This window comes from Bradyrhizobium sp. AZCC 1719, from assembly GCF_036924525.1.
Lineage (GTDB): Bacteria > Pseudomonadota > Alphaproteobacteria > Rhizobiales > Xanthobacteraceae > Bradyrhizobium.
Window position 1 is genome coordinate 66,050 of sequence record NZ_JAZHRU010000001.1, and the last position, 26,551, is coordinate 92,600.

22 protein-coding genes, 2 tRNA genes and 1 pseudogene are annotated in these 26,551 nt (G+C 61.9%); 4 read left to right on the forward strand and 21 right to left on the reverse strand.

The genetic code is table 11. The features are described 5' to 3' along the window. Window positions 1–13: 13 nt before the first annotated feature. Window positions 14–3,202, forward strand: a complete 3,189-nt coding sequence (locus V1292_RS00365) for an efflux RND transporter permease subunit (RefSeq protein WP_334369792.1) — start codon at window positions 14–16, stop codon at window positions 3,200–3,202. Between the two features lie 321 nt (window positions 3,203–3,523). Here the strand turns inward: V1292_RS00365 and V1292_RS33805 are convergent. Continuing rightward, window positions 3,524–3,717, reverse strand: a pseudogene (locus V1292_RS33805) (hypothetical protein); the annotation flags it as partial. Between V1292_RS33805 and V1292_RS00370 the strand changes: the two are divergent. Then, window positions 3,704–4,462 carry a LysR substrate-binding domain-containing protein gene (locus tag V1292_RS00370; protein ID WP_334369793.1) on the forward strand — a complete coding sequence of 253 codons (759 nt, stop codon included), beginning with the start codon at window positions 3,704–3,706 and terminating at the stop codon, window positions 4,460–4,462. The pseudogene V1292_RS33805 and the gene V1292_RS00370 sit on opposite strands and share 14 nt — an antisense overlap. A gap of 122 nt (window positions 4,463–4,584) precedes the next feature. Here V1292_RS00370 and V1292_RS00375 read toward each other — a convergent pair. The 11 genes from V1292_RS00375 to V1292_RS00425 form a co-directional block, all read right to left on the reverse strand. Then, window positions 4,585–4,673: transfer RNA gene (locus tag V1292_RS00375), tRNA-OTHER, on the reverse strand. Between the two features lie 188 nt (window positions 4,674–4,861). Further along, a tRNA-Lys gene (locus V1292_RS00380) sits at window positions 4,862–4,937 on the reverse strand. A 179-nt stretch (window positions 4,938–5,116) separates the two neighbouring features. Next, window positions 5,117–5,683: a Spy/CpxP family protein refolding chaperone gene (locus V1292_RS00385; protein WP_334369794.1), complete on the reverse strand. Its 567-nt coding sequence runs from the start codon at window positions 5,681–5,683 to the stop codon at window positions 5,117–5,119. Window positions 5,684–5,901: 218 nt separating this feature from the next. Beyond that, on the reverse strand, window positions 5,902–7,227 hold the full coding sequence (locus V1292_RS00390) for a TRAP transporter large permease (protein WP_334369795.1): 1,326 nt from the start codon (window positions 7,225–7,227) through the stop codon (window positions 5,902–5,904). Next, window positions 7,224–7,799 carry a TRAP transporter small permease gene (locus V1292_RS00395; protein ID WP_334376900.1) on the reverse strand — a complete coding sequence of 192 codons (576 nt, stop codon included), beginning with the start codon at window positions 7,797–7,799 and terminating at the stop codon, window positions 7,224–7,226. Before V1292_RS00395 ends, V1292_RS00390 begins: the two co-directional genes overlap by 4 nt. 122 nt (window positions 7,800–7,921) lie before the next feature. Continuing rightward, entirely contained in the window at window positions 7,922–8,923 is a 1,002-nt protein-coding gene (locus V1292_RS00400) for a TRAP transporter substrate-binding protein (protein ID WP_334369796.1), read from the reverse strand. Between the two features lie 506 nt (window positions 8,924–9,429). Next, a complete protein-coding gene (locus tag V1292_RS00405) occupies window positions 9,430–10,383 on the reverse strand; it encodes an IS110 family transposase (RefSeq protein WP_334369797.1) in 954 nt (317 codons plus the stop codon). A 1,079-nt stretch (window positions 10,384–11,462) separates the two neighbouring features. Beyond that, window positions 11,463–11,924, reverse strand: coding sequence for a DUF302 domain-containing protein (locus V1292_RS00410; protein ID WP_334369798.1), 462 nt, complete (start codon window positions 11,922–11,924; stop codon window positions 11,463–11,465). Window positions 11,925–12,003: 79 nt separating this feature from the next. After that, entirely contained in the window at window positions 12,004–12,726 is a 723-nt protein-coding gene (locus tag V1292_RS00415; protein WP_334369799.1) for a cytochrome c biogenesis CcdA family protein, read from the reverse strand. Window positions 12,727–12,906: 180 nt separating this feature from the next. Continuing rightward, window positions 12,907–13,299 carry a thioredoxin family protein gene (locus V1292_RS00420; protein WP_334369800.1) on the reverse strand — a complete coding sequence of 131 codons (393 nt, stop codon included), beginning with the start codon at window positions 13,297–13,299 and terminating at the stop codon, window positions 12,907–12,909. Window positions 13,300–13,809: 510 nt separating this feature from the next. After that, window positions 13,810–15,372 carry a 2-isopropylmalate synthase gene (locus V1292_RS00425; RefSeq protein ID WP_334369801.1) on the reverse strand — a complete coding sequence of 521 codons (1,563 nt, stop codon included), beginning with the start codon at window positions 15,370–15,372 and terminating at the stop codon, window positions 13,810–13,812. 427 nt (window positions 15,373–15,799) lie between these two features. Between V1292_RS00425 and V1292_RS00430 the strand changes: the two genes are divergently transcribed. Then, window positions 15,800–17,314 carry a CYTH and CHAD domain-containing protein gene (locus V1292_RS00430; protein WP_334369802.1) on the forward strand — a complete coding sequence of 505 codons (1,515 nt, stop codon included), beginning with the start codon at window positions 15,800–15,802 and terminating at the stop codon, window positions 17,312–17,314. A gap of 239 nt (window positions 17,315–17,553) precedes the next feature. Here the strand turns inward: V1292_RS00430 and V1292_RS00435 are convergent, their stop codons facing one another. Continuing rightward, window positions 17,554–18,126: a bifunctional transcriptional activator/DNA repair enzyme AdaA gene (locus V1292_RS00435; RefSeq protein ID WP_334369803.1), complete on the reverse strand. Its 573-nt coding sequence runs from the start codon at window positions 18,124–18,126 to the stop codon at window positions 17,554–17,556. A gap of 131 nt (window positions 18,127–18,257) precedes the next feature. On the opposite strand from V1292_RS00435, the gene V1292_RS00440 reads away from it, so the two are divergent. Continuing rightward, entirely contained in the window at window positions 18,258–18,695 is a 438-nt protein-coding gene (locus tag V1292_RS00440; protein ID WP_334369804.1) for a nuclear transport factor 2 family protein, read from the forward strand. 328 nt (window positions 18,696–19,023) lie between these two features. Here V1292_RS00440 and V1292_RS00445 read toward each other — a convergent pair whose 3' ends face one another. From V1292_RS00445 to V1292_RS00480, 8 genes are all read right to left on the reverse strand, one after another. Continuing rightward, window positions 19,024–19,938 (reverse strand): polyphosphate kinase 2 family protein, encoded by a 915-nt coding sequence (locus V1292_RS00445; protein WP_334369805.1) that lies wholly within the window; start codon window positions 19,936–19,938, stop codon window positions 19,024–19,026. Beyond that, window positions 19,935–20,915, reverse strand: coding sequence for a branched-chain amino acid ABC transporter permease (locus V1292_RS00450; protein WP_442895480.1), 981 nt, complete (start codon window positions 20,913–20,915; stop codon window positions 19,935–19,937). The genes V1292_RS00445 and V1292_RS00450 overlap by 4 nt, the downstream gene beginning before the upstream one ends. Then, window positions 20,912–21,793 (reverse strand): branched-chain amino acid ABC transporter permease, encoded by an 882-nt coding sequence (locus V1292_RS00455; protein ID WP_334369806.1) that lies wholly within the window; start codon window positions 21,791–21,793, stop codon window positions 20,912–20,914. The genes V1292_RS00450 and V1292_RS00455 overlap by 4 nt, the downstream gene beginning before the upstream one ends. Window positions 21,794–21,796: 3 nt before the next feature. Then, window positions 21,797–22,501 (reverse strand): ABC transporter ATP-binding protein, encoded by a 705-nt coding sequence (locus tag V1292_RS00460; RefSeq protein WP_334369807.1) that lies wholly within the window; start codon window positions 22,499–22,501, stop codon window positions 21,797–21,799. 3 nt (window positions 22,502–22,504) lie between these two features. Further along, a complete protein-coding gene (locus V1292_RS00465; protein ID WP_334369808.1) occupies window positions 22,505–23,272 on the reverse strand; it encodes an ABC transporter ATP-binding protein in 768 nt (255 codons plus the stop codon). Window positions 23,273–23,305: 33 nt separating this feature from the next. Next, window positions 23,306–24,616, reverse strand: a complete 1,311-nt coding sequence (locus V1292_RS00470) for an ABC transporter substrate-binding protein (RefSeq protein WP_334369809.1) — start codon at window positions 24,614–24,616, stop codon at window positions 23,306–23,308. A 98-nt stretch (window positions 24,617–24,714) separates the two neighbouring features. Then, window positions 24,715–25,431, reverse strand: coding sequence for an NUDIX hydrolase (locus V1292_RS00475; protein ID WP_334369810.1), 717 nt, complete (start codon window positions 25,429–25,431; stop codon window positions 24,715–24,717). Window positions 25,432–25,472: 41 nt separating this feature from the next. Beyond that, the gene (locus V1292_RS00480) at window positions 25,473–26,501 is read right to left on the reverse strand and encodes an ABC transporter substrate-binding protein (protein WP_334369811.1); all 1,029 of its coding nucleotides are present in this window, start codon (window positions 26,499–26,501) and stop codon (window positions 25,473–25,475) included. Between the last annotated feature and the right edge of the window lie 50 nt (window positions 26,502–26,551).

Genomic DNA, 26,551 nt, shown 5'->3' on the forward strand with positions numbered 1-26,551 from the left:
TTGGGGCATCGCAATGAATCTCTCAAAGTTCTTCATCGATCGGCCGATTTTTGCCGGTGTGCTTTCGATCGTGATCTTCCTGGCCGGCCTGATCTCGCTCTTTGCCATGCCGATCTCGGAGTATCCGGACGTCGTGCCGCCCTCCGTGGTGGTGCGCGCGACATACCCCGGCGCCAATCCGAAGGTGATCGCGGAAACAGTGGCAACGCCGATCGAGGAACAGATCAACGGCGTCGAGAACATGCTCTACATGAGCAGCCAGGCAACCACCGACGGGGCGATGACGCTGACAGTGACGTTCCGCCTCGGCACCGATCCTGACAAGGCGACACAGCTTGTGCAGAACCGCGTGCAGCAGGCCGAACCGCGCCTGCCGGCGGTAGTTCGCCAGCTCGGGATTATCACCAAGAAGAGCTCGCCCGACCTTACCATGGTCGTGCACCTGCTGTCGCCAAACAACCGCTACGACATGACGTATCTCCGCAACTACGCGGTGCTGAACGTCAAGGACCGCCTTGCGCGGATCGACGGCGTCGGTGATGTCCAGCTATACGGTTCCGGCGACTACTCGATGCGTGTCTGGGTCGACCCGCAGAAGGCCGCCGAGCACGGCCTGACCGCAAGCGACATCGTGAGGGCGATCCAGGCGCAGAACGTCGAGGCCGCCGCCGGCGTGGTCGGCTCCTCGCCGAGCGTCAAGGGCATCGACCTTCAGATGTCGGTCAACGCCGAAGGTCGGCTCGCGAGTGAAGAACAGTTCGGCGACATCGTGGTCAAGACCGGTTCGCGCGGCGAGGTGGTGCGGCTGCGTGACGTCGCGCGCATCGAATTAGGTGCGTCCGAATACGGCCTGCGCTCGCTGCTGGACAACAAGCAGGCCGTGGCGATCCCGATCTTCCAGGCGCCGGGCTCCAATGCGCTCCAGATCTCCGACCACGTCCGCGCCACCATGGCCGAGATCAAGAAGAACATGCCCGAGGGCGTATCCTACCAGATCGTCTACGACCCCACACAGTTCGTGCGCTCGTCGATCGAGGCGGTGATCCACACGCTGCTGGAAGCGATCGCGCTGGTGGTACTGGTGGTCATCCTGTTCCTCCAGACCTGGCGGGCTTCCATCATTCCGCTCCTGGCCGTGCCAGTGTCGATCGTCGGCACGTTTGCCGTGATGCATATGTTCGGCTTCTCCATCAATGCGCTCAGCCTGTTCGGCCTTGTGCTCGCGATCGGCATCGTCGTCGACGACGCTATCGTCGTGGTCGAGAACGTCGAGCGCAACATCGAGGCCGGGCTGTCGCCGCGAGACGCAACCTACCAGGCAATGCGGGAGGTCTCCGGCCCCATCATCGCAATCGCTCTGGTCTTGATTGCCGTATTCGTTCCCCTCGCCTTCATCTCCGGCCTCACCGGGCAATTCTACAAGCAGTTCGCGCTGACGATCGCAATTTCGACCGTGATCTCCGCGATCAACTCCCTGACGTTGTCGCCGGCATTGTCGGCGTTACTGCTCAAGGGCCACAATGAGCCCAAGGACAGGCTTACCCTCGTTCTGGAAAAAGGGCTCGGCTGGTTCTTCCGCGGCTTCAACCGCGCCTTCGCGCGCGCCTCGGAGAATTATAGCGGCAGCGTGTCCAAAGTGATCTCCCGCAAGGCGGCGGTGATGGGCGCCTATGTGCTCCTGATTGGCCTGACCGCCCTGCTCTTCCAGCAGGTGCCGAGCGGCTTCGTTCCGGGTCAGGACAAGCAGTACCTCGTCGGCTTCGCACGCCTGCCCGACGGCGCCACGCTCGACCGCACCGAAGAGGTCATCCGCAAGATGAGCGACATTGCGCTGACGCAGCCCGGCGTCGAGAGCTCGGTGGCGTTTCCCGGCCTGTCGATCTCCGGCTTCACCAACTCCTCCAACGCCGGAATCGTGTTCTCCACGTTGAAGCCGTTCGACGAGCGCAACGATCCCGCGTTGAGTGGCCCCGCGATCGCGGCCGAGCTGAACAAGAAATATGCCGGGATCCAGGAAGCCTTCATCGCCATGTTCCCGCCGCCGCCGGTCAACGGGCTCGGCACCATCGGCGGCTTCAAGCTCCAGATCGAGGACCGCGCGGGCCTCGGCTATGACGCGCTGAACGAGGCGACAAAGGCGTTCATGGCCGCGATGCAGAAGGCACCGGAAATCGCCGGCGTCTTCTCGAGCTTCCAGGTAAACGTGCCACAGTTGTTCGCCGACATTGACCGCACCAAGGCCTTGCAGCTCGGCGTGCCCGTGACAGAGGTCTTCAACACGCTGCAGATCTATCTGGGCTCGTACTACGTCAACGACTTCAACAAATTTGGCCGCACCTATTCGGTCCGTGTGCAGGCCGACGCGCCGTTCCGCGCGCGGGCCGACGACATCAGGCAATTGAAGGTGCGCTCGTCTTCCGGCGACATGATCCCGCTCTCGGCGCTCTTGAAGATTCGCCAGAGCGCCGGGCCTGAACGCGCGATCCGTTACAACGGTTTCTTGTCCTCCGACATCAACGCCGCAGCAGCGCCCGGCTATTCCTCCGGCCAGGCCCAGGAAGCGGCCACGCGCATCGCCGCCGAAGTGCTACCGCCTGGCTTCGCCTTTGAATGGACCGACCTGACCTATCAGGAGTTCATCGCCGGCAACTCCGGCATCTGGGTTTTTCCACTCGCGATCCTCCTCGTGTTCCTGGTGCTGGCTGCGCTCTATGAGAGCCTGACCCTACCCATGTCGATCATCATGATCGTGCCAATGGGGTTGCTTGCCGCGATGTTCGGCGTCTGGATGTCGAACGGCGACAATAACGTCTTCACCCAGATCGGGTTGATCGTGCTGGTGGGATTGTCTGCCAAGAACGCGATCCTTATCGTCGAGTTCGCGCGCGAACTGGAGTTCGCAGGTCGTTCGCCGATCCGGGCAGCGATCGAGGCAAGCCGCCTGCGGCTGCGTCCGATCCTGATGACCTCGATGGCATTTATCATGGGCGTCTTGCCTCTGGTGCTCTCGACCGGCGCCGGTTCGGAAATGCGCCGAGCTATGGGCGTGGCCGTCTTCTCTGGCATGATAGGCGTCACGGTGTTTGGCCTGTTCCTGACACCCGTGTTCTATGTTCTGTTGCGCACCGTCACGGGACTGAAGCCACTGACCAACCATTCCGCCAATGCAGCGCCCGGTAACGCGCCGGAGCCCGGGCGCTAACAGTGGTTGGCCGCGGCCAAACGTCGAGCGCCCGTAGGACGCGGAACGCTTGCGCGCCGCGGCCCTTCGGCGAGGGGCAGAACGAGCCGCGCAGATCGACGAATAGATCAATCTCGACGAGTACGACCCGCCTTGTGTGCTCGAGTAGGCTTGCGACTGCACCGGCGCCTTTTATTGGCGTTATGGACCAGTGAATTTCTTGCTGGTCTGAGCGCTGTTCTCAAATCGTTGAAATTTTTGGCTACCATCCATCTCATGGATAGCAGGCGTTGTTGGCAAGGCGGCCGTCGCCTGCACCTCAGTCAGCCGGCGGCAGCCTTCTCATATCGGTGCAAGTTGGGCGTGATCGGGCTCAGGAGCGGCGCCATAAGACAGCAAGTCGCCTTGCCAATGACTGCGTTTCAGGAATTGCTCCCACGTCAACACATGCGGATCGATTTTCCGGCTCCACGTCAGGTCGCGCTCGGGGCGAAGTAGCCATACTCGACGGCGTATTCGACCATGCCCACCAACTCGCTCATTCCCGCACAGCGAGGGATGACACCGACCGCCAAGGCAATCGAACTGCTCGACTCGTTGCGCCAGGCGCTCGACCAGGTTCGCGCCACCGTCGCCACGCACAGGAACTTCGATCCCGCCAAGGCCAAGCTAACCGTCGCCATCGCCTGCACAGACTATTTGCAGGCAGCGGTGATCAAGCCGCTCGTCGTGGAACTCAGAACACGGGCACCCGGGGTGCGTGTGGCGCTGCGCAATCTGGATCTGCCGCAGCTGGAGGCGCAGATGGCACGCGGTGAAGTCGACCTGGTGCTGATGACACCACAGGATGCGCCGCCCAGTCTTCGTACCAGGCATCTGTTCGACGAACGCTATGTGCTTATCGGCCGCCGCAAGCATCCGCGACTACGGAAAGGGATCACGGTCGAAGAATTTGCCAGGCTGGAGCACGTGGTCGTGTCCCTTGGTGGCGGCGGCTTCGCGACACCGGTGGATAGCGCTTTGGCTGCTCTCGGATACAAGCGCAATGCGGTGCTATCTGCCGCTTCATTCTTGTTCGTTCCCGAAATCGTGTCTAGCTCGGACTTCGTGGCTCTGGTGCCGGAAAGGCTGGTACGCGACCGTTCCGACACGCTCAAGGTGATGGACTGTCCGTTCCCCGTGGAAGGCTTCGCCGTCGGGATGGTGTGGCACGAGCGCAGTCAGGGACACAGCGGACAACGCTGGATCCGAGAGGCGATCGCCTCACTGATCAATGCTTAGGTCAGGCCAGCAGCCGAATATTTCGCGCTGTATTTCTACTCGCTCGCCATTGACGACGAACTAGGGGGCCCGATCCGGCCTGCATCGTACAATATCGTGGATCATCGCAGGATATCGCAGCTTGGCGCTCCCTAGGGGAATCGAACCCCTGTTTCAGCTTTGAGAGGGCCAAGTCTGATCCGTTTGGTGGTCATCGCAAAGCGAGTTCGGCGATGAAAGACACTTTCACCTTGTCGCCCTGCGGGCCCGGAATGATCGACCTCGCGGCGGCCTGTGTGCTCCTATCCCGATCACATTGTAAAGAACGGACTGCTCGACCGGTCGAAAAAAACACCGTTTGAAAAACCGCTTTAATTCGGCCTTCTCAAACGGTTTCTCTGGCGAAGTCCTTGCGAGGCTTGGTGGGCGCACCAGGGCTCGAACCTGGGACCCGCTGATTAAGAGTCAGCTGCTCTACCAACTGAGCTATGCGCCCGGATGTTTGAAGTCCGGCAAGCCCTCGCGAGAGGGCGTCGTTTAGCAAAGCGATCCCGGGATGTCCAGCAAGCTGGCCGGAGTTTTCCCGGGCTTTGGCCGAGAGCCGGAACGGCAAAAAGCCGCTGGATTTCAGCGGCTTTTCGCCCATGTTCGGATCGGGCGCCGATCAGGGGCGCCTCAGAGGCGCTCGGGGCCGCCCCGGTCCGGGCCGCCGTCCCGGTCATACCTGTTCCGGTCATAGTCGCGATGGCGATCGAAGTCGCGGTCCATCCGCCAGTGCTCGCGGTGCCGCCAGCCTTCCCTGCCCCGGTCCATACGGGTCAGGACGGCAAGCCGGCGTTTCTGGCTGTCATCCAGCGTCTTGTAGAGCGGGTCGGCCGCGTCCGCGATCTTCTTCATGGCGGTGGCCGTTGCCGACATGGTCTCGGCGCGCTCGCGCAGCCGCGTCACCGGATCGTCCGGCCCCTGCTGGCTGGAATCGTCCCGCATCCGCGCATTGGCGCGATCGATCCTGAGCTTGGCGAGTTCCCGGACCGCGGCCTCGATCGGCGGCCACAGCTTTTCCTGGTCGGCCGTCAATTTGAGACCGGCATGGACGGCCGCGATCCGCGCGTCGGCATACGCCGCCCGATCCTCCGGGCTCATCCGCATATGGCCGTAGCCCCAATGGCGGTGCTGGGCATAGACGGCGGTCGAGCCGGCGATGGCAAGAACCGCGACGGCGGCGATGGTGAATTTCCTCATGCGAACCTCCTTGAAAGGTTGCATGAAGATGAGCCCGCGTCAGTCGGCGTTCAACTTAAGGATTGGCAAGGGAGGCTTCCCTTACCAAGATGTAATGTGACACCGTTTGATCCACCGCAATGCGCGAAACGGATGCCTCTTCTTCGAAGCGTCATCCCTTCCGTCTTTTTGAGCATGATCTTGTCGGAAAACCGGTACCCACTTTTCCGGATCATGCTCTACAGCATCCCCAACGCACGCGGCAGCCACAACGAGAGCTCCGGTACGTAAGTGACAACGCCGAGGAAGATCAGCATGGTCAAAAGCCATGGCCACACCGCGATCGTCAGTTCGGTGATGCCCATCTTGGCGATGCCGGAGGCGACGTAGAGGTTGAGCCCGACCGGCGGATGGCACATGCCGACTTCCATGTTGACGACCATCAGGATGCCCAAATGCACCGGATGGATACCGAGCTTGACCGCCACCGGAAACAGGATCGGCGCCATGATCAGCACGATCGACGATGGCTCCATGAAGTTGCCTGCGAGCAGCAGCAGCACGTTGACGACAAGCAGGAAGATGATCCAGTTGACGCCGACCGAGGTGATCCAGTTTGCGATGTGCTGCGGAATGTTTTCGTTCGCCATCAGGAACGAGAACAGCACCGCATTGGTGATGATGTAGAGGATCATCGCGCTCATATTGGCGGAGCCGAGCAGCACCTTCGGCACGTCCTTGAGCGACATGTCGCGATAAACGAACACCGCAATCACGAAGGCATAGACCGCGCTGATCGCGGCTGCCTCCGTCGGCGTGAAAATGCCAGCATAGATGCCGCCGAGCACGATCACGATCAGCAGCAACCCCCACATGCATTTGCGGAACGCCGTGAAGCGTTCGCCCCAGCTCGCGCGCTCCAGCCGCGGATAATCGTTCCTCCAGGCGCGGTAGAAGGTGGTCATCCCAAGCAGCGTAGCCATCATCATGCCGGGAATGACGCCTGCGATGAACATCTGGCCGACAGAGGCCGACGAGACGCGCTGGCCCGCGGGATCGATCGCGATGCTGCCGCCGGTCGCCACACAATAAATCACCATCACGATGGACGGCGGGATCAGGATGCCGAGCGCGCCTGATGTCGTGATGACGCCGGCGCCAAAGCGCCTCGGGAATCCCTGCTTGACCATCGCCGGCAGCATGATCGCGCCGATCGCGATCACGGTCGCCGGCGACGAACCGGACACTGCGGCAAACAGCGCGCAAGCCATCACTCCGGCAAGCCCAAGGCCACCATACCAGTGTCCGACCATCGAGGTCGCAAAATCGATCATGCGTCTCGCGACACCGCCATGGGTCAGGAAATTTCCCGCGAGGATGAAGAACGGGATAGCCATGATCTCGAAATTGTCGATGCCGGTGAACAGCTTCAGCGCCACCGACTCGGTAGGCACGTTCGTCATCGTGTAGATGACGGTGAGCACCGTCAGACCCAGCGCGATCGAGATCGGCATGCCGGTCAGCATCAGCAGGATCAGCAGTCCGAAGATGATGAATGAGGTCATCGCGTCACCTCCGCGGCGCCCGCGCCGGGCGCCTCGACGTCGACGCCCTCGACATGGGCGTGGTCATGGTGCGGAAGATCGCCCGTGAAGAAGTAGTGATACGCGACCTGCAGGAAGCGGAAGCACATCAGGTAGGAGCCGAGTGGAATACAGAGGTAGACGAACCAGCTCGGGATCTCGAGGTCGGGCGACACCTGGTCGGTGTAGTAAAGCCCGTAGACGAAATGCGCGCCCATGGTGCCGATGACGGCCGTGAAGAAGGCCCCGCAAAGCAGTCCGAACAGCACGATCGCGTTCTTCCAGGGCGACCTGACCTGGTTGACCACGACGTCGACGCCGACATGGATGCCGGTGCGGACGCCATAGGCGGCGCCGAACTTGGCGACCCACACGAACATGTAGATGCAGAGTTCCTGCGCCCAGGACAGGTTGATCGGGAACAGGATCGGAAACAGGAAGGGAACGCCAAGCAGATAGCGATGGCAGACGGCGAGGAAGATGATGAAGGTCGCGAGCGCCATCAGCGTCGCGATCAATATCTCCTCAAGCCGATCGAGGATGCGAAGCAGTATCAATGTCCCCCCTTCAGGTCAGGCTTTTACGACGCCTCACCTTCCTTCGCGGCCGTGTGTTGCCGAGCCCCCGACATACAAGGGCTTCCGTGCCTTGGCACGGAAGCCCCGACAACATCGTCTCAGTTGGTTGCGCCCTTGGCTTCCTTCATGAACTCGTCGATCACCCCCTGGCCGACACGGCCGGCGACGTCTTTGTAGACTGACTCCATCGCCTTGCGCATGGCCGAGTCCTGCTCCGGCGTCAGCTTGATGATCTCGCTCTTGCCGGTCTTGACGATCTCGGCGAGCGCGTCGTCGTTTTCCTTCTGCGACTGGCCGTTGCCGTAGGCGGTGGCTTCCTTCATCGCCTTCTCGCACTGGGCGCGGATGTCAGCCGGCAGGCCATCCCAGAACTTCTTGTTCACGACCACGATGTAGCCGATATAGCCGTGATTGGTGTTGGTGATGTACTTCTGCACCTCGTGCATCTTCTGGGTATAGATGTTCGACCAGGTGTTCTCCTGCCCGTCGACGACGCCTGTCTGCAGCGCCTGGTAGACTTCCGAGAACGCCATCACCTGCGGGACCACGCCGAGACCACGGAACTGGGCTTCCAGAACCTTCGAGGACTGGATGCGGAATTTCAGGCCGCGATAGTCGGCCGGCGAAATGAGCTTCTTGTTGGCGCTCATCTGCTTGAAGCCGTTATCCCAGTAGGCGAGACCGGTCATGCCCTTCGGCTCGAGCAACTTGAGCAACCTGGTACCCAGCGGGCCGTCGGTGACCTTACGCACCGTGGCGAGGTCGGGCAGGATGTAGGGAAGATCGAACACCTCGAATTCCTTGACCCCGATCGGGCCAAACTTGGCGTTCGAGGGCGCCAGCATCTGCACCGCGCCGAGCTGCAGCGCCTCCAACTCTTCCTTGTCCTTGTAGAGTTGCGAGTTCGGATAGACTTCGACCTTGACCTTGCCGTTGGTGTATTTCTCCGCCAGTTCCTTGAATTTCTCCGCCGCGAGCCCCTTCGGCGTGTTGGTCGCCACCACGTGGCTGAATTTGATCACGATCGGCGACTGCGCCGCGGCCGGTCCGATCAGAGTCAACGCCGCGATCGATGCCGCAGCCAAAATCAATTTGCGCATGTATCCTCCCAGACTTTTTTGCAGAACGCGAATGAGACGTTCCGAGCTTGCATGCCAGTTGCATCAATACAGACAAGCCTGCCGAATTGCCATTGCCCGTTAGCAGGGGCCCATCGCCAGGATTTGCTGCGCTGCAAAATCGACCAGCGCCTGAGGTTAACGATCGTGCCGAACCTAAGCAGGCCGCGTCCAATAAACCTTCGCTATGCCTGGTTTCCTCGGAACGAAAGGCTTAAGGCAGCAATCCTGTAGCAACTATCAAGTTGGACGAGGATGAGCGCGCCCCGACCAACTGCAGTGTGACACCGCGCTTGACGTCGTCAAGGAGTGGCCTGGCAGCTACGGAGCGTGCTTTGAGCAATGCGCGACGGCCATCCTTGACGACGTCTGCGCGCGGCGTCACGGATTGAAGCAGGTCGGGACGAAGAAACGGCCTCTCCGGTCGAACCAAGAAACGAAGCTGGAAGGGACTGGAGAGTGGTTGCTCTGCCGAGCTCGCCGGCAACTCAATGGGCGATCGTGCGGACCTCCCATGGCGTGCCGCGGGCGACGACCGCGTTGGCGAAGATCAGCAGCTTGCGAGCGCAGGCGACGACCGCCACCTTGTGCTCCTTTCCAGCGTCGCGCAGCCGCTTGTAGAGCGCCGTCAGTTGCGGGTTCCAGCGCAGCGAGGCGATCCATGCCGCGGCGTAGAGATTATTGCGCAACCGCTCGCGGCCACCCGCGATGTGGCGATCGCCGGCGTGCTCGCCACTGTCGTCATCGTAGGGGACAAGCCCAGCCAACGCGCCGGCCTGGCCGCGGCTGAGCTGGCCGATCTCCGGCATGCGCACCACGATGGCGCTTGCGGTGCGCAACGCAATGCCATCGACGCTGAGGATCAGGTCGAGCCGCTCGGCGAGATCGGGATGCTGACGGATCGCCGCCACCAGCTGCTTGAGCCGTTGCCGGAAAAGCCCCTGGAATCGCCGGATCTCGTCGTCCCAGAGCTGCCGCAGAGCGGCATCGCGGCACGACTCGCGATGGTTCTTGAACCGGGCCATCGCGCGGACGATCTGGTCGATCTGGGTCTGTAACCCGGCCAGTTCTGCCAGACGCCGGTCGGGCGGGGCATGGATGGTCCTGACGTCGGACGTGCAGGCCGCAATCAAGGCCGCATCGATCTTGTCGTTCTTCGCCAGCCTCAGATGGAAGCGCCCATAGGCGCGCACCTGCGCGGGCTGGAACACGACGACCACGAAACGGCCCTGCCGCAGCCGCCGGACGACCGTTTGCTCGTAGCCGCCAGTGGCTTCGATACCGACCCGTTTGACCCGGTGCTGCCGCAACCAGACGAACAACTCCTCGTGCCCCTCGGCCGTATTGGCCACCTGCAGCCGTTCCGGCCTTCCATGCAGCGCCACATCGAGCTTGTGCTTGCCAGTATCGATGCCGGCGCAAACTATGCTACGCTTGCTCATCTTCTCGATCCTCCCTTGAATGCGAGCCTGATGCTCATTCAACAATGCGGGCCTCGACGAAGATGCCGACCGTGATCCGGCTACGAAGATCAGCTCACAATGCTTCGATGGGTTACGATCCAACGATCGGCGGCCCGGTCCGGGTGGCCACCCAGGCCGGGCCATTCCTTGCGGAACGCTCACACCTTAGCAGGTCATGCTGATACAAGGATGGGTGGAGCCAACGGGTCGCGCGAATGCGCGCCCGATGACAGGCTCCGCGATACCCATCAATGCCGGTTGCGAGACGATGGGTATCGCTGCGCTCCACCCATCCTACAATTCAGAATACGACTTCGCGATCTCGCGACATGAACTGCCCGAGGTTTGCATCTTCTTCTTCGCCCTTTCCAAACTGAGGGCGCAGGGAAGACCGGGTGCTTGCTGCACCCGCGGTCTCGTGTGCAATTGCGCATAGCAAAAGCGCACACGAGCATACAGGTACAGCGGGAGCATCCCGGCCTTCCCTGCGCAATGGCTTTACGGCTTACTTCGTGCTCTTCTCGGAGAACGGCTCTTTTGCCTCCGTCGCCGACGGGATAATTCCCGCCGACTTAACGCCAGCACCGCGGCGCCCGAACCACACGACTTCGCCGTACGCCTCCTGCGCGTACGTCTAGCGCGCATTCAGCGTCCATCGCATCTCACCGCACGTTCGTGACGATCGCGAGCGCCCCTCAATGGGTGAGACGGGCGGAATATGCGGCTGATTTGCCTCTCGCGTGAAGCGAAATATTTTTGATTCTTTTTGATTGCTGGGCTTGACACAATTTCTGAAAATCAGAAGTGACTTGCCTGATCGCCTCTGCCGACCTTGCAATCGCTGGATGTTCGATGCAGCAGTTCGTAGGGTGGGCGAAGCGCACGCGTGCCCACCATCACTTGCACCGAACGTTGGAATGGTGGGCACGGCGCAAGGGCGCCTTTGCCCACCCTACGGCGCTGAAAATCAAAAGTGATTTGCCCGTATTGGTCGCAGACGTGCAATTGACATTCCGCTTGCGTAGGACGCAAAGCGTTTTGCAGATCGCAGGAGCCTGCTATTTCGTCGCCTCGTCCGTGATGTCGTTCAAAACCTTCGTAAACGCCGCGTAGTTGGGCGGGGTCTCCAGTCCATGCCGCGGATAGATTGTCTTATACAGATAGTCGGCTGAATTATAAGACAGCCATACCTTGCCCTGGTCATCCTCCCAAACGAGAGCCTTCGGAGGATTGTCGATCGCCAGCAATGGCGTCTTCGCCATTACCGGCGTGCCCAGTTTTGGATTGCCGAAGATGAGCACCGTGCGCGGGCGCATATCGATCCCGAACTTCTTTCCCGCAGCGGCGTGGTCGATTTCGGTGAACACAATGAACCCTGCGCCCTCCCTTGATTTGACGGCCGCCGCAAAGCGAGAAATCGTATCGTTCACCGAGTAGTTGCTCGACTTCGTAATGATACCGTCGTTCGCGAACGCCGGCGTCACAAACAGGAGCACCAAGAGAGCGACAATGAATTTCATGTGACTTCTCCTCCTAACCGGATTTCCAACTTTCAGGTAACCGCCATGATCCTTCGAGTTCAACCTGCCGACACAACTTCTAGAACCGCGTGGTCAAATTGGTCAGCCATTCCGGAGAAAGTTCGACCAGGAAGGCTTCGAGCGCCTTGTCCGCCCCCGAGATGACGAGCATGCCGACGACGAGAAGCAAAAGGCCCAGCACAAACTTCATTCCGCTGCCCGCGGCTAACAATCGGCCACGCCAGCGCGCCATCGTTTCCCGGGAGAGCCATCCCAGCGCCAACAACGGCAGCGCCGCGCCGATGCCAAACGCAAGCATTGTCAGTGCGACCTGACCAAGATCCTTGCCCTGGGCGGCCAGCAAGGACGCTGCGCCAAGCGTCGGCCCTACGCAAGGGCTCCAGACGGCGCCCAGCAGGACCCCGATCCAAAACTGCCCGGCAACGCCGTTTGCGCGGCTCGTGACCAGCCTGCTGTCGGCCCAATTTCCGATTGGGCCCGCAGCAACCGCGATCTGCACCTGTAGTCGCGGAACGACAAGCACGATGCCGACAAGCATGATCAGCGTCGCCCCGACATAGCGCAGCCGGTCGGCATCCAATCCGATCGAATGGCCGGCCGTCGCCAGAAATAATCCGATGCCAACAAACGAGAGGCACAACCCGCCAGCAAGCGCCAAAGGTCCCTGACGGTGACTGGATGCCGCGGCCGCCAGGACGATTGGAAGTATCGGGAGTACGCAAGGTGAAAGGATCGACAGGATTCCTGCGAGAAACGCCAAAAACGTACTGCCGATCGTCATCGCCGGTATCCCATCGCTAAGCCGACTTTACCGGCACGCCCATACGTGTCCGCGCGCCCCCGGCGCGCACCAGGACACTCCCGCGACTGCGCCTCGTCGCGAGGCCAAACCCAACGGTGTGCGCGGGTCGCCAGTAGCCTTCATCCAGTGTCACTAGCCTACTCCAATAGGTCGACGAAGTTAGACGGCTTTCGCGACCGTGGCGAAGATCGAGTCCCGCTTGGTATCGCCGACCGACCGGGCCGCTTCCTTTTCGCCCTTGAAGGCAATCAGGGTCGATTGCGCGCGGACGCCAAACCGCTTGAGCAAATCCTTCTGGCTGTCGAAATCGATGACGAAATAGACGAGATCCTTGAACTTTGGATCAGCCCTTAAATCGCTCAGGATCGGCTCCTGTGCCTTGCAGGTCGGGCACCACGGCGCATGAACCGCAATCAGAATTGGCTTGCCGGCTTTCTGGGCCGCGGCGAACGCCTTGGCATCGAACGCATGCGCGTTATCGGCGAACGCCGGCGAAGCGGCGAGTGTTCCGGCGGCGAGCACGGCTCCAAGAATGAATCGGCGGGTCAGCATGGTATTCTCCTGGTTGATCGGGATGAGTTACGGTTTGGAGGCCGCAAATGTTACGCGCCTGCACGCGTAGCGGCATGTATTTCGCGGAGCTCAAGGCTGAGAGGTTCCAGGCAGCCCGGCAAGGGTTAGCGGCTTGGCGAAAGATTCTTACCTGTCGTGGCCGGACGGGCAGGTGTCAGGGCTTCGGGTCAAGAGAATGAGCCCTCGGATGCCCGGGTTCCGGTTAAGGAAAATCCGCCATATTGCCAGACTTCCAGCGCCGACGCTGGTTCGTATGCCCCGTCATTCACCGGGCAGGGTTCCCGCGGGCAATGGTCGGCTTGTGCGCCTTGCAGATCAGCGACGGTGGAAGCTCACGCAAAAAACGCGGCGCCAACGAGCCGCGTTTTGCTGGTAGGGTGGGCAAAGCGAAAGCGTGCCCACCATCAGGAAGCGTGCTCAATGATAAATGGTGGGCACGGCGCAAGCGCGCCTTTGCCCACCTACGACCGGCTACGACCCCGCGTGGCCTCAGCCTGCCACCGCCGCTGCCGGCATGTCGCGCTGGCGCTTCATGACGATCTTGTTGAGCGCGCCGAGATAGGCCTTTGCCGAGGCGACCAGCGTATCCGGATCCGCTGCACGGGCGCTCATCGAGCGCCCCTCATGGGAGAGACGCACCGTCACTTCGGCCTGCGCGTCGGTGCCTTCGGTCACGGCGTGAACCTGGTACAGCTCCAGTTTCGCTTCGTGCGGCACCAGCCGCTTGATGCAATTGAAGACGGCATCGACCGGCCCGTTGCCTTCGGCTTCCTCGATCCTGGTCTGGCCTTCGACGTCGAGCTTCATGGTGGCGCGCTGCGGGCCGTGGGTGCCGGCGATCACCGTCAGCGAGGTGAGCTTGATGCGATCGTGCGAGGCCGCCATTTCCTCGTCGACCAGCGCCTCGATGTCCTCGTCGTAGATGTCCTTCTTGCGGTCGGCCAGCGCCTTCATCCGCGCAAAGGCATCTTCGAGCTGGTTCGGGCCGAGCTTGTAACCCATCTCTTCCAGCTTGTGCACGAACGCATGACGCCCGGAATGCTTGCCCAGCACCAGCGACGACTGCTTCAGGCCGACCATCTCGGGCCGCATGATCTCGTAGGTGGAGGCGTCCTTCAGCACGCCGTCCTGGTGGATGCCGCTTTCGTGCGCGAACGCGTTACGGCCGACGATCGCCTTGTTGTACTGGACCGGGAACGAGGTCGCCGCCGAGACCAGTTTCGAGGCGCGCGTCAACTGCGTGGTGTCGATCTTGTTCCACCACGGAAACTTGTCGTTGCGCACGTTGATCGCCATCACGATCTCTTCGAGCGCAGCGTTGCCCGCCCGTTCGCCGATGCCGTTGACGGTGCATTCGACCTGCCGCGCGCCGCCGGCGATGCCGGCCAGGGAGTTCGCCACCGCCATGCCGAGGTCGTTGTGGCAGTGAACGGAGAAGATCGCCTTGTCGGAGTTCGGCACCCGCTCGATCAGCGTCTTCATGAAGTGGGTGTATTCCTCCGGCACGGTGTAGCCAACGGTGTCGGGAATGTTCACCGTGGTGGCGCCGGCCTTGATGACGGCTTCGACGATGCGGCAGAGGAAATCCATCTCGCTGCGGGTACCGTCCTCGGCCGACCATTCGACGTCGTCGATCTGGTTGCGGGCGCGGGTGACGTTGGCGATCGAGAGCTCGACCACCTGCTCCGGCGTCATATTCAGCTTGACGCGCATATGCAACGGCGAGGTCGCGATCACGGTGTGGACGCGGCCGCGCTTTGCGAACTTCACCGCTTCGGCGCAGCGGTCGATGTCCTTGGGATGCGCGCGCGACAGGCCGGCGATCACGGCGTTCTTGGAGCGGCGGGCAATCTCGCTGACCGCCTGAAAATCGCCTTCCGAGGTGATCGGGAAACCGGCCTCGATGACGTCGACACCCATGTCGTCGAGCATTTCGGCGACCTCGAGCTTTTCCTCGAACGTCATGGTCGCGCCCGGGCACTGCTCGCCATCGCGCAATGTGGTGTCGAAAATAACGACGCGGTCCTTCTCGGACTTATTCGCTGATGTCATATGCTGAATTCCTTTTGGGTCGTAGCGCCATCTCTCATGGACGCTGAAGGGTCTGGTGATCTCGCTCAAAACCCCTGAGTGCCGAGGCGCAAACGCCCAGACGGCCCTCAGGGGCCGATAAGAAGCAGAAGCCCGCCAAGAAGCAGGGTGGGCGCGGACGCAGCCGGAAGCGCAGGGGCAGCCTTGGCCGCTCCACCCCGAACCCCGTACCTTTCGCTGCGAATCAGCATTGCCAGACCCTTAAGGACGCTCAAATCTCGGCCAAAACCATTGACGGTTCGTTGCCGGGACGCCGTTCCGGGGCTGTTCTAGACGAGAATTGCCGCCCGCCGCAATGCCAAAAGAGGGTCAGAAAGGGTGACCTAACGGCCGGGCACCCGGAAGCGCTTTCCGGCGTTACCAATTTGTAGCGTCAGGTGAGCATCAAATGGGCATTGAGACTGAAATCAAATTCCAGATGCCGCAGCGCAATCTCGGGGCATCTTCCAGATTGACGGTGCGCGGCTGCAAAATCGGCAAGCGCTCGGAGAGCGATCTCGTGTCGACCTATTTCGATACGCCGAACCAGAAGCTGAAGCGGCGTGGACTTCTGCTACGGATAAGGCGAGCGAACGGCAAGCACGTTCAAACGATCAAGAAGACGTCCGACGTTCGGTTCAGCCGCGGCGAGTGGGAAACCGAAATAGGAGGTCGCAGCCCCGATCTCGGCAAGGCGGACGGCACTCCACTTCAGGAGCTTGCCTCGAAGAAGCTGCGGCGCAAGCTGAAGCCGATCTTTGAGACCTCGGTGCATCGCATCACCTTGCCGGTCCGCACCAAGCGGAGCGAATTGGAACTGGCCATTGATCGCGGCAGAATCATCGCGGCAGAGCATACAAGGCGCATCGAGGAGATCGAACTCGAATTGAAAAGCGGACCGACAACGGATCTGTTTCGCGTCGCGAAAGCTCTGGAGCGAAAGCTGGCTGCCGAGCTCTGTTTGAGAGCGAAGGCAGACCGGGGGTACGATCTCGTCAATGGCAACAGCACTCAAACTGTCTTTGCCGAGCCGATCGAGCTTGATAAGCGGATGAGCGCAATCGAGGGCTTCCGGGCCATCGCCCGCTCCGCGCTTCGTCATTTTTCCGGAAACGCCGACGCCATCCGTAACCTTGATCCGGAAGGCGTGCATCAGATGCGGGTCGGCCTGCGCCGGCTGCGTGCGGCCATCTCGCTGTTTTCGAAGGCATTGCCCGAGGCAAAGACCGAGGCGATCAAGACAGAACTCAGGTGGCTGACAAACGAACTTGCGCCCGCCCGCGAGCTCGACGTCTTCCTGGAGGAGAAGATTGGCCCTGTCGCTCGTGAAATAATATCGCAGCGGGGCGGTAAAGCCATCGCGAAGCAATTTGCCGACAAACGTGCTGAGGCGCTCGAGCAGGCCAGGAAGGCTGTCAATTCACCGCGATGCCGCGCGCTGCTCGTCGATGTGCTCGAGTGGATAGAGGCGCAGCACAGCCGCACAAACGGCGCCAACAGCGAACTTGGCGAATTTGCCGCAGAGCTCCTGGATCGGCGCATCCGGAACGCACGGAAGGACGCCGGGAAGCTGCAAGCGATGACAGCGCGTGAGCGGCACAAGTTCCGGATCAGGATGAAGAAGATCAGATACGCGGCCGAGTTCTTCGAAAGCCTTTTCCAGAGCAAACGCGAGCGAAAGATACTCGCGCGCCTATCAAAACATTCGAAGAAGATTCAGGATGCTTTGGGTTCGCTCAACGATTTCATGGCGGACCGAAAAATGGCGGCAGAGGCCGCGCTCCAGGCTCCGCCGCAAGACAGGCGCGCCCGCGCCTTTGCGTCAGGCATTATCGTTGGCCGCGAGGATGAGCAGGCAAGGCCTCTTATGAAAACGGCCGCGAAGGAAGTGCGTGCGCTTCGCCATCTTTCCGGACTTGGCTGATACTATCCTCACCGGCATTCGTAGGGTGGGCAAAGCGCAGCGTGCCCACCATTCCGCGGCGTACTCGGCACCAATGGTGGGCACGGCGCAAGTGCGCCTTTGCCCACCCTACTTCGCTGTGATGGACGCACCGGCAGGTTCCCTCCCCCTCGTGTCCGCCGAAGCCTTGGCGAAGGCGGATGCGGGGATGGAGCCCAACCAGCGTGCTCACATCACGTAGTGGCTCACGCGAAATGCTCTCACCTCGTCTTCCCACGCGACGTCGCGCGCACGCTCGATGGCGGGCGACCGTAGAGTTCGGCGAACGCGGCGTTGAAGCGGCGGACGCTGCCGAAGCCCGCGCGGAAGGCAATCTCGGTCATCGTGTCGTCGGTGGTATCGAGCAGCCGCTTGGCGCACTGGATGCGGCGGGTATTCGCGACCTGCTGCGGGCTCGCCCCGACATGGCGTTCGAACAGGCGACCGAGATGGCGCGAGGTGATCCCAAGCTTCTCCGCCAACCCAGTGACCGATCCGCGCTCCAGCGCGCCGCCATCGATCAGCTTCAGCGCGCGCGCCACGGTGGAGCGTGTCCCGTTCCACGCCGGGCAGAACGGTGCGGTCTCGGGGCGGCAGCGCAGGCATGGCCGGTATCCTGCCGCCTCGGCCGCTGCAGCCGTCGGGTAATAGGTGACGTTGTGCGTCAACGGGTGCTTCACCGGGCAGACCGGGCGGCAATAGATCCGCGTGGTCCGCACCGCCGTGAAGAAGCGGCCGTCGTAGCGCGCGTCGCGCCGCAGCCGCGCGGCGTTGCAGACCTCAAACCTCAGCATGCTCGAATTCTAGCGCGTCGCGCGGACGATGAAAGGGAGCGCGGATGATGAGGTCCGATTCCGGCCAGCGGCAACGGCCGGAGTGCCCTAGATCGGCGGCAATGGCATTCACTCTCCTCGAAAGGCAAAAAATGGATAATCCGACAGCCAAGGACGTCGTCCTCAACGCCTGGAAGACATTCTCGACGCGTGACGCCGGCCTGATCGCATCGCTCTTCACGGCGGACGCCGAATGGATCGCCCCTCGCCGCAACGCGACGGCGGTGGCGCTTGCGCATACCGATCACATGATTGGCCCCGACCAGATCGCCCGCTTCATCGCCTCCGAGATGCACCGCCTGTTCTCCGCGATCGACATCTCGTTCCGCGCTGTCCATGTCGACGGCGACACAGTGATCATTGAAGAGCGGATGCGCGCAACACTCCCTGAAGGACGGCCGTACGACAATGATTATTGCTTCGTCTTTGTCGTCGCAGGCGATCGCATCAGGCAGGTTCGCGAGTACATGGACACGCGAAAAGGCTGGCAGATGATTTTCGGGGAAACGGCGGAGCAATGTAGCGGCTAACGGCGGACCTGTAGCCCGAACTGTGAGGGACGCAGCGGCGGCAGGGTTCCCTCCCCCCTTGCGGGGGAGGGTTAGGGAGAGGGGTGCCACACGACGTGCCCTCTCAGTGTGAATTCCACAACGAGCGACCGAAGTTGAAAAGCCGATGTACTCATCGATCATCTCGCCCGGGGCTTACCCCTCTCCCCAACCCTCCCCCGCAAGGGGGAGGGAGCCTGACCAGTGTGCTCGCCTCACGCAGGCTAGGTAGAATGCAGCGAAACCTATCATCCAACCAGGCGGCGGAGGACCGTAAGGTGGGCACGGCGCAAGTGCGCCTTTGCCCACCCTACTTCGCGTTCCCCTCATTCAGCAGCGCCTCGCGCACTTTTGCGAATTCGCTGCGGTTGGCCTTGTCGACCTTTGGAAAATGCAGATCGAGTCTGTCGAGCGCGCTAACGATCGTCGAGCCGATCACCACGCGGGCGAACCATTTGTGGTCGGCGGGGACGACGATCCAGGGCGCCGCCTGCGAGGAAGTGTGGCGGATCATATCCTGGTAGGCGGCCTGGTATTTCGCCCACAGCGCGCGCTCGCCGATATCGGCCATCGAAAACTTCCAGTTCTTGGCGGGCTCTTCCAGCCGTTCGAGGAAGCGTTCGCGCTGCTCTTCCTTCGATACATTCAGGAAAAACTTCAGGATCACGGTGCCGTTGCGCGCCAGGTAGCGCTCCATCGCGGAGATGTCTTCGAAGCGCTCCTTCCAGATGTTTTTGGTTACGAGTTGCGGCGGCAACTTCTGCCTGTCGAGAATTTCCTGGTGCACCCGCACCACCAGGCATTCTTCATAATAAGAGCGGTTGAAGATGCCGATCCGGCCGCGCTCCGGCAACGCGATCATGCTGCGCCAGAGGAAATCGTGGTCGAGTTCCTTGGTCGACGGCTGCTTGAACGAAGTGACCTCGCAGCCTTGCGGGTTGACGCCCTCGAACACGCTCTTGATCGCCGAATCCTTGCCCGCTGCGTCCATGCCCTGGAAGATCAGCAGCAGCGACCAGCGGTCCTGCGCGTAGAGTTTTTCCTGGAAATCGTTCAGGCGCTTGCGGTTGGCTTCGATGATCCTGGTCGCCCTCTCCTTGTCGAGACTGCCCTTCTCGTTGGTGTTGTGCGACTTCAGGTGAAATTCGCCCGCGCCGTCGTATCGGAAGGGGGCGACATAGGGCTCCAGCTCATCGGCGAGCGGTTGTGAGGTTTTCTTGTTCATTTCGTCACGGAGGGCTTGGGTTGCGCCTTCAGTTTGTCGAGGACGCTACCAAGAATGCCCTTGGGCAGGAAGATGATGAAGATCACCAGCAAAACGCCGTAGACCAGATTGTCCCAGCCGACCGCCTTGGTGCCGAAGCCGATGCGTAGCCCTTCGGCGAGCAGGATGGTGATGATGGCGCCGATCGTCGGTCCGAGCGAGACATAGAGCCCGCCGACGATGACGGCGAACACCATCTGCAGCGACACGGCAATGCCGCTGACCGTGTCCGGCGAGATGAACATCTGGTACTGGCAGTACAGCGCGCCGGCGAGCGCGGTCATCAAGGCAGAGATCAGCGTGATCTTGAGCTTCTCGGCGGTTACGTTGACGCCGGCCGCAGCCGCCGCATCCTCGTCCTCCGAGATCGCCTCCATGGCGTAGCGGCTCATGCTGCGGTCGACCCAGCGCCAGATCAGAAGGCCCACCACCCAGACGCCGAGCGCGATCAGATACCACGTCGTCTTGTCGTCGAACTGCAGCGCCAGCAACCCCCGGCCGCTGGGCGCGCGGTCCGGCGTGTAGCCGAGCGAACCGCCGGTGTAATCACGCGTCGCGGTGATGACCTGCAGCACGATGCCGGACAGCGCCAGCGTCACCAGCACGAAATAGTGCCCGGTGATGCGGAAGCGGAAGCAGGGATAGGCGACCACCAGCGCCAGCAAGCCCGCCGCCACCATGCTGAGCGGAATGCCGATCCAGGGCGTGATGTCGAGGTGGTTCCACAACAGCGCCGTGACATAGGCGCCGACGCCCATGAAGCCGCCATGGCCAAGCGACACCAGCCCGAAGCGGCCCATGATCGACCACGAAGTGTAGGCGAACGACCAGATCAGGATCAGCACCAGGATGTGCAGATGATAGGGCTCACGATAGACGAAGGGCAGCGCGATCAGCGCAGCCAGTCCAACGGCCCAGGCGATGTAGCGGGAATTCACGAGCGCCTCGCCAAAAGGCCCGCGGGCCGGATGAACATCATGACGATGAAGAAGGCGAACGCCAGCACGTAGCCCCATTCGAGGTCGGAGTACAGGCCGCCCAGCGAAATGATCTGGGCGAACACGAACGCCGCGATGAAGCCACCGACGAAATTACCGAGCCCGCCGAGTACGCAGATCAGGAAGGTGATCGGCCCGAACGAGAGTCCGACGAAGGGGTGCACGTCGTATTGCAGCACCAGAAGACAGGCGGCGAGGCCGGCGAGTGCGCCGCCCAATGCCGAGGTGATGAGATAGATGCGCTTGGTATCGACCCCCATCAGCGACATGATCTGGCGGTCCTGCGCGACGGCGCGGATCGCCGTGCCAGTATAGGTGCGCTTCATGAAGAAGTAGATCGCCAGCATGCCGAGCAGGGCGGCGACGAAGGCGAGCAGCCGCGAATAGCTGAAATGCATGTCGCCGATCGCCAGCACCGGAAGGCGGATGCCGAGGTTGCGGAAGTCGATGCCGAAGGCGACGGTCGCAAAGCTCTGCAGGATGAACAGCACGCCCCCGGTGGCGAGCAACTGGTTGATGGGCGGCGCGGTGAGCAGCGGCGCGATGACGAGGTAATGCAGGAGCGCGCCGAGTGCTGCGACCAGCAGGATCGCGATTGGCGCTGCGACCCAATAAGGCAGGCCGAACACCTGGACCATGTAGTACATGCCGTACATGCCGATCATGACCAGCTCGGCGTAGCAGATCCAAGTGACGTCGATGACGCCGAAGATCAGATTGAGCCCGAGCGCCAACAGCGCGAGCACGCCGCCGAGCAGGATGCCGTTGACCACGGCTTCCAGCAGAAAGATGTCGAAGGTGTCGAGGAATGCCTGCATTTACTAGACCCCGAGATACGCTTGCTTGATGGTGTCGGTCGACAGCATCTCTTCCGACGTGCCGGACGCGCGGATGGTGCCGGCCTCCAGCAGGTACGCGCGATCGACCACCTTCAGCACCTGCTGCACGTTCTGCTCGACGATCAGAACCGTGAGCCCGCCCGAGCGAATTCGCTTCACCAGCTCGAACACCTGCTGCACCACGACCGGGGCGAGCCCCGCCGAGGGCTCGTCGAGCAGGAGCAATTTCGGATCCGACATCAGCGCGCGGCCGATCGCGCACATCTGCTGCTCGCCGCCCGACAGGGTGCCGGCCATCTGGCTGCGCCGCTCCTTCATGCGCGGAAACAGGTCGAACACGAATTCCAGCCGCTCGGCATATTTGGCGCGCGCGCCCGGCATGTAGGCGCCCATCTTCAGATTGTCGTCGACGGTGAGCCGCGGAAACAGCCGGCGGTTCTCCGGCACGTGCGCAATGCCAAGGTCGACGATGCGATGCGCCGGCGTCGCCACGACGTCGCGGCCTTCCATCGTGATCGAACCTTCGGTGGGGCGGATCAGGCCCGAGATCACGCGCATCAGGGTGGTCTTGCCGGCGCCGTTCGGGCCGATCACGCCGACCGCCTCGCCCGCCCTGACCTCGAGATTGATGCCGAACAATGCCTGGAAGCTGCCGTAACCCGCGTCGAGCGATCTGAGTTCGAGCATACTTTACACCCCTGCCCGCCGGCGCGCTTCCGCCGCCGCGGCCTGGCTCGAATCCGCATCCGTTCCGAGATAGACCTCGATCACGCGCGGATCGCTCGCCACCGCGCTCGGCAGGCCTTCGGAAATCTTCTCGCCGTGATCGAGCACCATCACGCGATCGACCACCCGCATCAACACGCCCATGATGTGCTCGACCCAGATGATGGTGATGCCGAGCTCGTCGCGGATCTTGCGCAGCATGTCGGCGGCCTGATCCATCTCGTGCTCGTCGAGCCCGCCGAGGCTTTCGTCGGCGAGCAGAAGTTTCGGCCCGGTGGCGAGCGCCTTGGCGAGTTCGAGTTTTTTCAGGCCGGCGGCACCTAAGCCATCGACGCCGGCGTGGCGGTTGGTCGGCAGGCCGACCATGGCCAGCGCGCGTTCGGCGGCCTCATCCGCCCTGGCGCGGCTGTGGCTGCCCTGGCCGTAATAGCCGGCGAGCGCCACATTCTCGAATATCGTGAGCCGGTGAAACGGCCGCGGGATCTGGAAGGTGCGGCCGATGCCGCCGTTGATGATGCGGTGCGGCGCCTTGCCCGCGATCTCCGTTCCGTTGAACACAATCGATCCTGCCGTCGGGATCAGCGTGCCCGACAGCATGTTGAAGATCGTGCTCTTTCCGGAGCCGTTCGGGCCGATCAGGCCGAGAATCTCGCCCTGCTCGACCCGGAACGACACGTTGTTAACAGCGGTGAAGCCGCCGAAGCGTTTCACCAATCCGTCTACCGTCAGCACTCCAGAACCTCCGTCTAGCCGTTTGCCCGGCTCTTACTGGTTGCTGAACGTGGTTCCCTTCGGCAGCGGCAGCACGGCCTCGCGCTGCGCCTGGCTCTTCGGCCACACCACGTACGACTTGTCGTCGACATACTGGATGACCACCGGGAACGAGCGCTCGTTCTGGCCGGCCATCTGGGTGCCCTCGCCGTGGAACTTGACGCCGAAGCCCAGCATGGTGCCGCCTTCGGGAATATCGGTCTCGAGGGCTGCCTTGCGCAACGCATCGGGATCGACGCCGCCATATTTCTTGATGGCGCGCGGCAGCACCTCGGTCAGGAACAGGTAGGTGTTGGACGCCGCCATGCCGACATGCGCGGAGCGAATCGCGACACCCGGCTTGGCCTTGTCGAACTCCTCGCCGACCATCTTGATGACCGGCGGCAGCTGCGGATCCATCGATTTCTGGTTGGCGAGCCAGATCGAGATCGGATCGGTGTTGAAGACGTAGTTGACGTCGCCACCGAGCCCTTCCTTCAGCTTCTCGTAGACGCCATAGCCTGCGCCGTGACCGACCAGCGCCGCGAACCTCAATCCCTGCTCGCGCGCCTGGCGGCCGAACAAGGTGATGTCGGGATTATACCCGGTGTGGAAGACTACGTCGGGCCGGGCGCGCTTCAGCTTGGTGATGAGCGCGGAAAGATCCGGCGCGGTGGCCGAATAGCCCTCCTTCAGCACGATGTTGAAGCCGGCCTTCTTGGCGCCGGTCTCGTTGCCCTTGGAGACGTCGACGCCGTAGGCGCCGTCCTCGTGGATGATCGCGACGCGCAGGTCCTTTGGCTCCTTGCCGAGCTTGGACTTTGCGTTCTGGGCGATGAAATCCATCGTCATCAGGCCGAACTGGTCGCCCGAGGCCTGCGGACGGAACACGTATTTGAAGTTCTTGTTGTCGAGCACGGCGGAAGAAATGCAGGTGGTGATCCACATGAACTTCTTGAGCTGTTCGACGCGCGCGGCCACCGGCACACATTGCGCCGACGAGTAAAAGCCGAGCAGCATATCGACCTTTTCCTGCTCGATCAGGCGGACCGCCTCGTTGATCGCCACGTCAGGCTTGCTCTGGGCGTCGGCGTAGACCGCCTCGATCTTGTAACCCTCGACGCCGGTCTTGCTGTACTGGTCGAGCATGATCTTGGCGCCGATATATTGCAGTTCGGAACCGCCGCCCGCGAGCGGGCCGGTCAGGTCGTAGATCACGCCGATCTTGATTTTCTTTTCCTGAGCCTCGGCGGAAACCGCCATCCCCAGCACCGCGATTGCGGCAGACAGCCCGACGAGAAGGCGTGCAGTCTTGCGCCCCGGCATGGAATCCTCCCTGGATTATTTTTTGTGCACTGCGTCTTTTTCTTGGTTGGCGCCTATCACATTGGTAGCGCGACCAGATGTCAAGCGCATTGCGCGCGTCACGGCCGGGAAGCGAGCTGCGCCTCGATGAATGCCGTGACAAAACGCGGCATTGCCGAATTCAAATCGCGCGCGCTGCGCACGAGGTGAATGGCCGACAGCTCCGGCTGATGCTGCGAGGCGAGGTTGCGCTCGATCCGCTCGCGCAGCGCGTCGCCCGGCATGTTGACGCGCAGGACGCGGATCATCGCGAGCGCAGGCCCGGTGTAGACGCAGTACCAATGCGGCTCGCTGTCGTATTCGCCGGGGGCAAGGCCGGTCTCTTCCTCCAGCTCGCGCGTGACGCTGCCGGATATATCGACCGCGCCGTCCCTGATATCGTCGAGGTCCGGCGTGCCTGACGGAAAATAGATCCGCCCGGCGTTGGAGGTGTGCTGGCCCATTTCGCCGAGCACGAAGGCGCCGTCGGCGCAGAGTAGCGCGGCCATGCCAAAACCGTTGAACACGGAAGCGTCGGGAAAGCCCCAGTCGCGCCAGGCCAGAAAACAGGCGAAGTCGGTTTCGAAATAGCTGGCGCTGAGACGGTCGCCGGAAAACACCGGGTTGCGCCCGAGCAGGACGCGGCCGTTCCATAGTGCAGGCTTTTCACGCTGCTTCTCGGAAAAATGCGCATCGATGGCCGCGCGCCGCGTGTCCGCGAACGGCCACGCGAATGGCTGTACGGGAACGTCAAGCGCGGTGACGCGATGAATGACCGGAGATGTTACGCCATTCATCGCTTCACATCGCTCGATTTCACGCCGATCCTATCCCTGCTTCACTTCGGATTGGCGCCTGTGGTCTTCTTGGCCTGCTCGACATATTTGTTGGTGTACGTCTTACTCACGTCGATATTGGCTTTGGCCACCTCGGGCGAGCCCTCGCTGAACACAGCGAGCACTGCGTCGGCGCCCTTCGGGTCCATCAACCCGGTTTGCGAGTACATCGGGATCGTGTTCTTCAGCGCGGCGAGATAAAGCGCCTTGTCCTTGCCGACCATTCCCTCGGGCATCTTCGCCATGATCTCTTCCGGCGAATGCGAATGGATCCAGTTGAGCGTATTGACGATCGCGTTGGTCAGCGCCTGCACTTCCTTCTCATGCGACTTGATCCAGGCCGTCGTGGTGTAGAGCGCGCCGCCCGGATACTCGCCGCCGAACACGGCCAGCGTGTCCTTTTGGGTGCGGGTGTCGGCCAGTATCTTCAAATCCGGATAGCTGCCCTGCAAAACGGTGACGGACGGATCGAGCATCACGGCGGCGTCGATCTGGCCCTGCTGCATCGCCGCCACCGCGGTGGCACCGAGGCCGACGCCGATCACCGCGGCGCTGGTCGGATCGAGGCCGTTCTTCTTCAACAGATATTTTAAGAAGAAATCGGTCGAGGAGCCCGGCGCGCTGACGCCGACCTTCTTGCCGGCCAGATCCTTGATCGATTTGATCTCATTGGTGTGCGCGGGCGACACCACAAGCACCAGGCCAGGATAGCGGTCGTAGATCACAAAGGACTGCAATTCCTGCTTCTTGGCGGCCAGGTTGACGCAATGATCGAAATAGCCCGACACCACGTCGGCGCTGCCGCCGAGCACGGCTTTCAGCGCGTCCGAACCGCCCTTGAGGTCGACCAGCTCGACGGCCACGCCCGCCTTTTCATATTCGCCGAGCTGTTTTGCCAGCACGGTCGGCAGATAGCACAGGCAGGCGCCGCCCCCGATCGCGATGGTGACCTTGCTTTGCGCTGCGGCAAATCCCGAGGTCAGTGTGAGCGCCAGCAGCGTAGCGGCCAGCCGGCCGAATAGTTTCTTCATGGGTTCCTCCATTCGTTGGGCGGCAAGATAGGGCAACGGGTGGAGCTTGA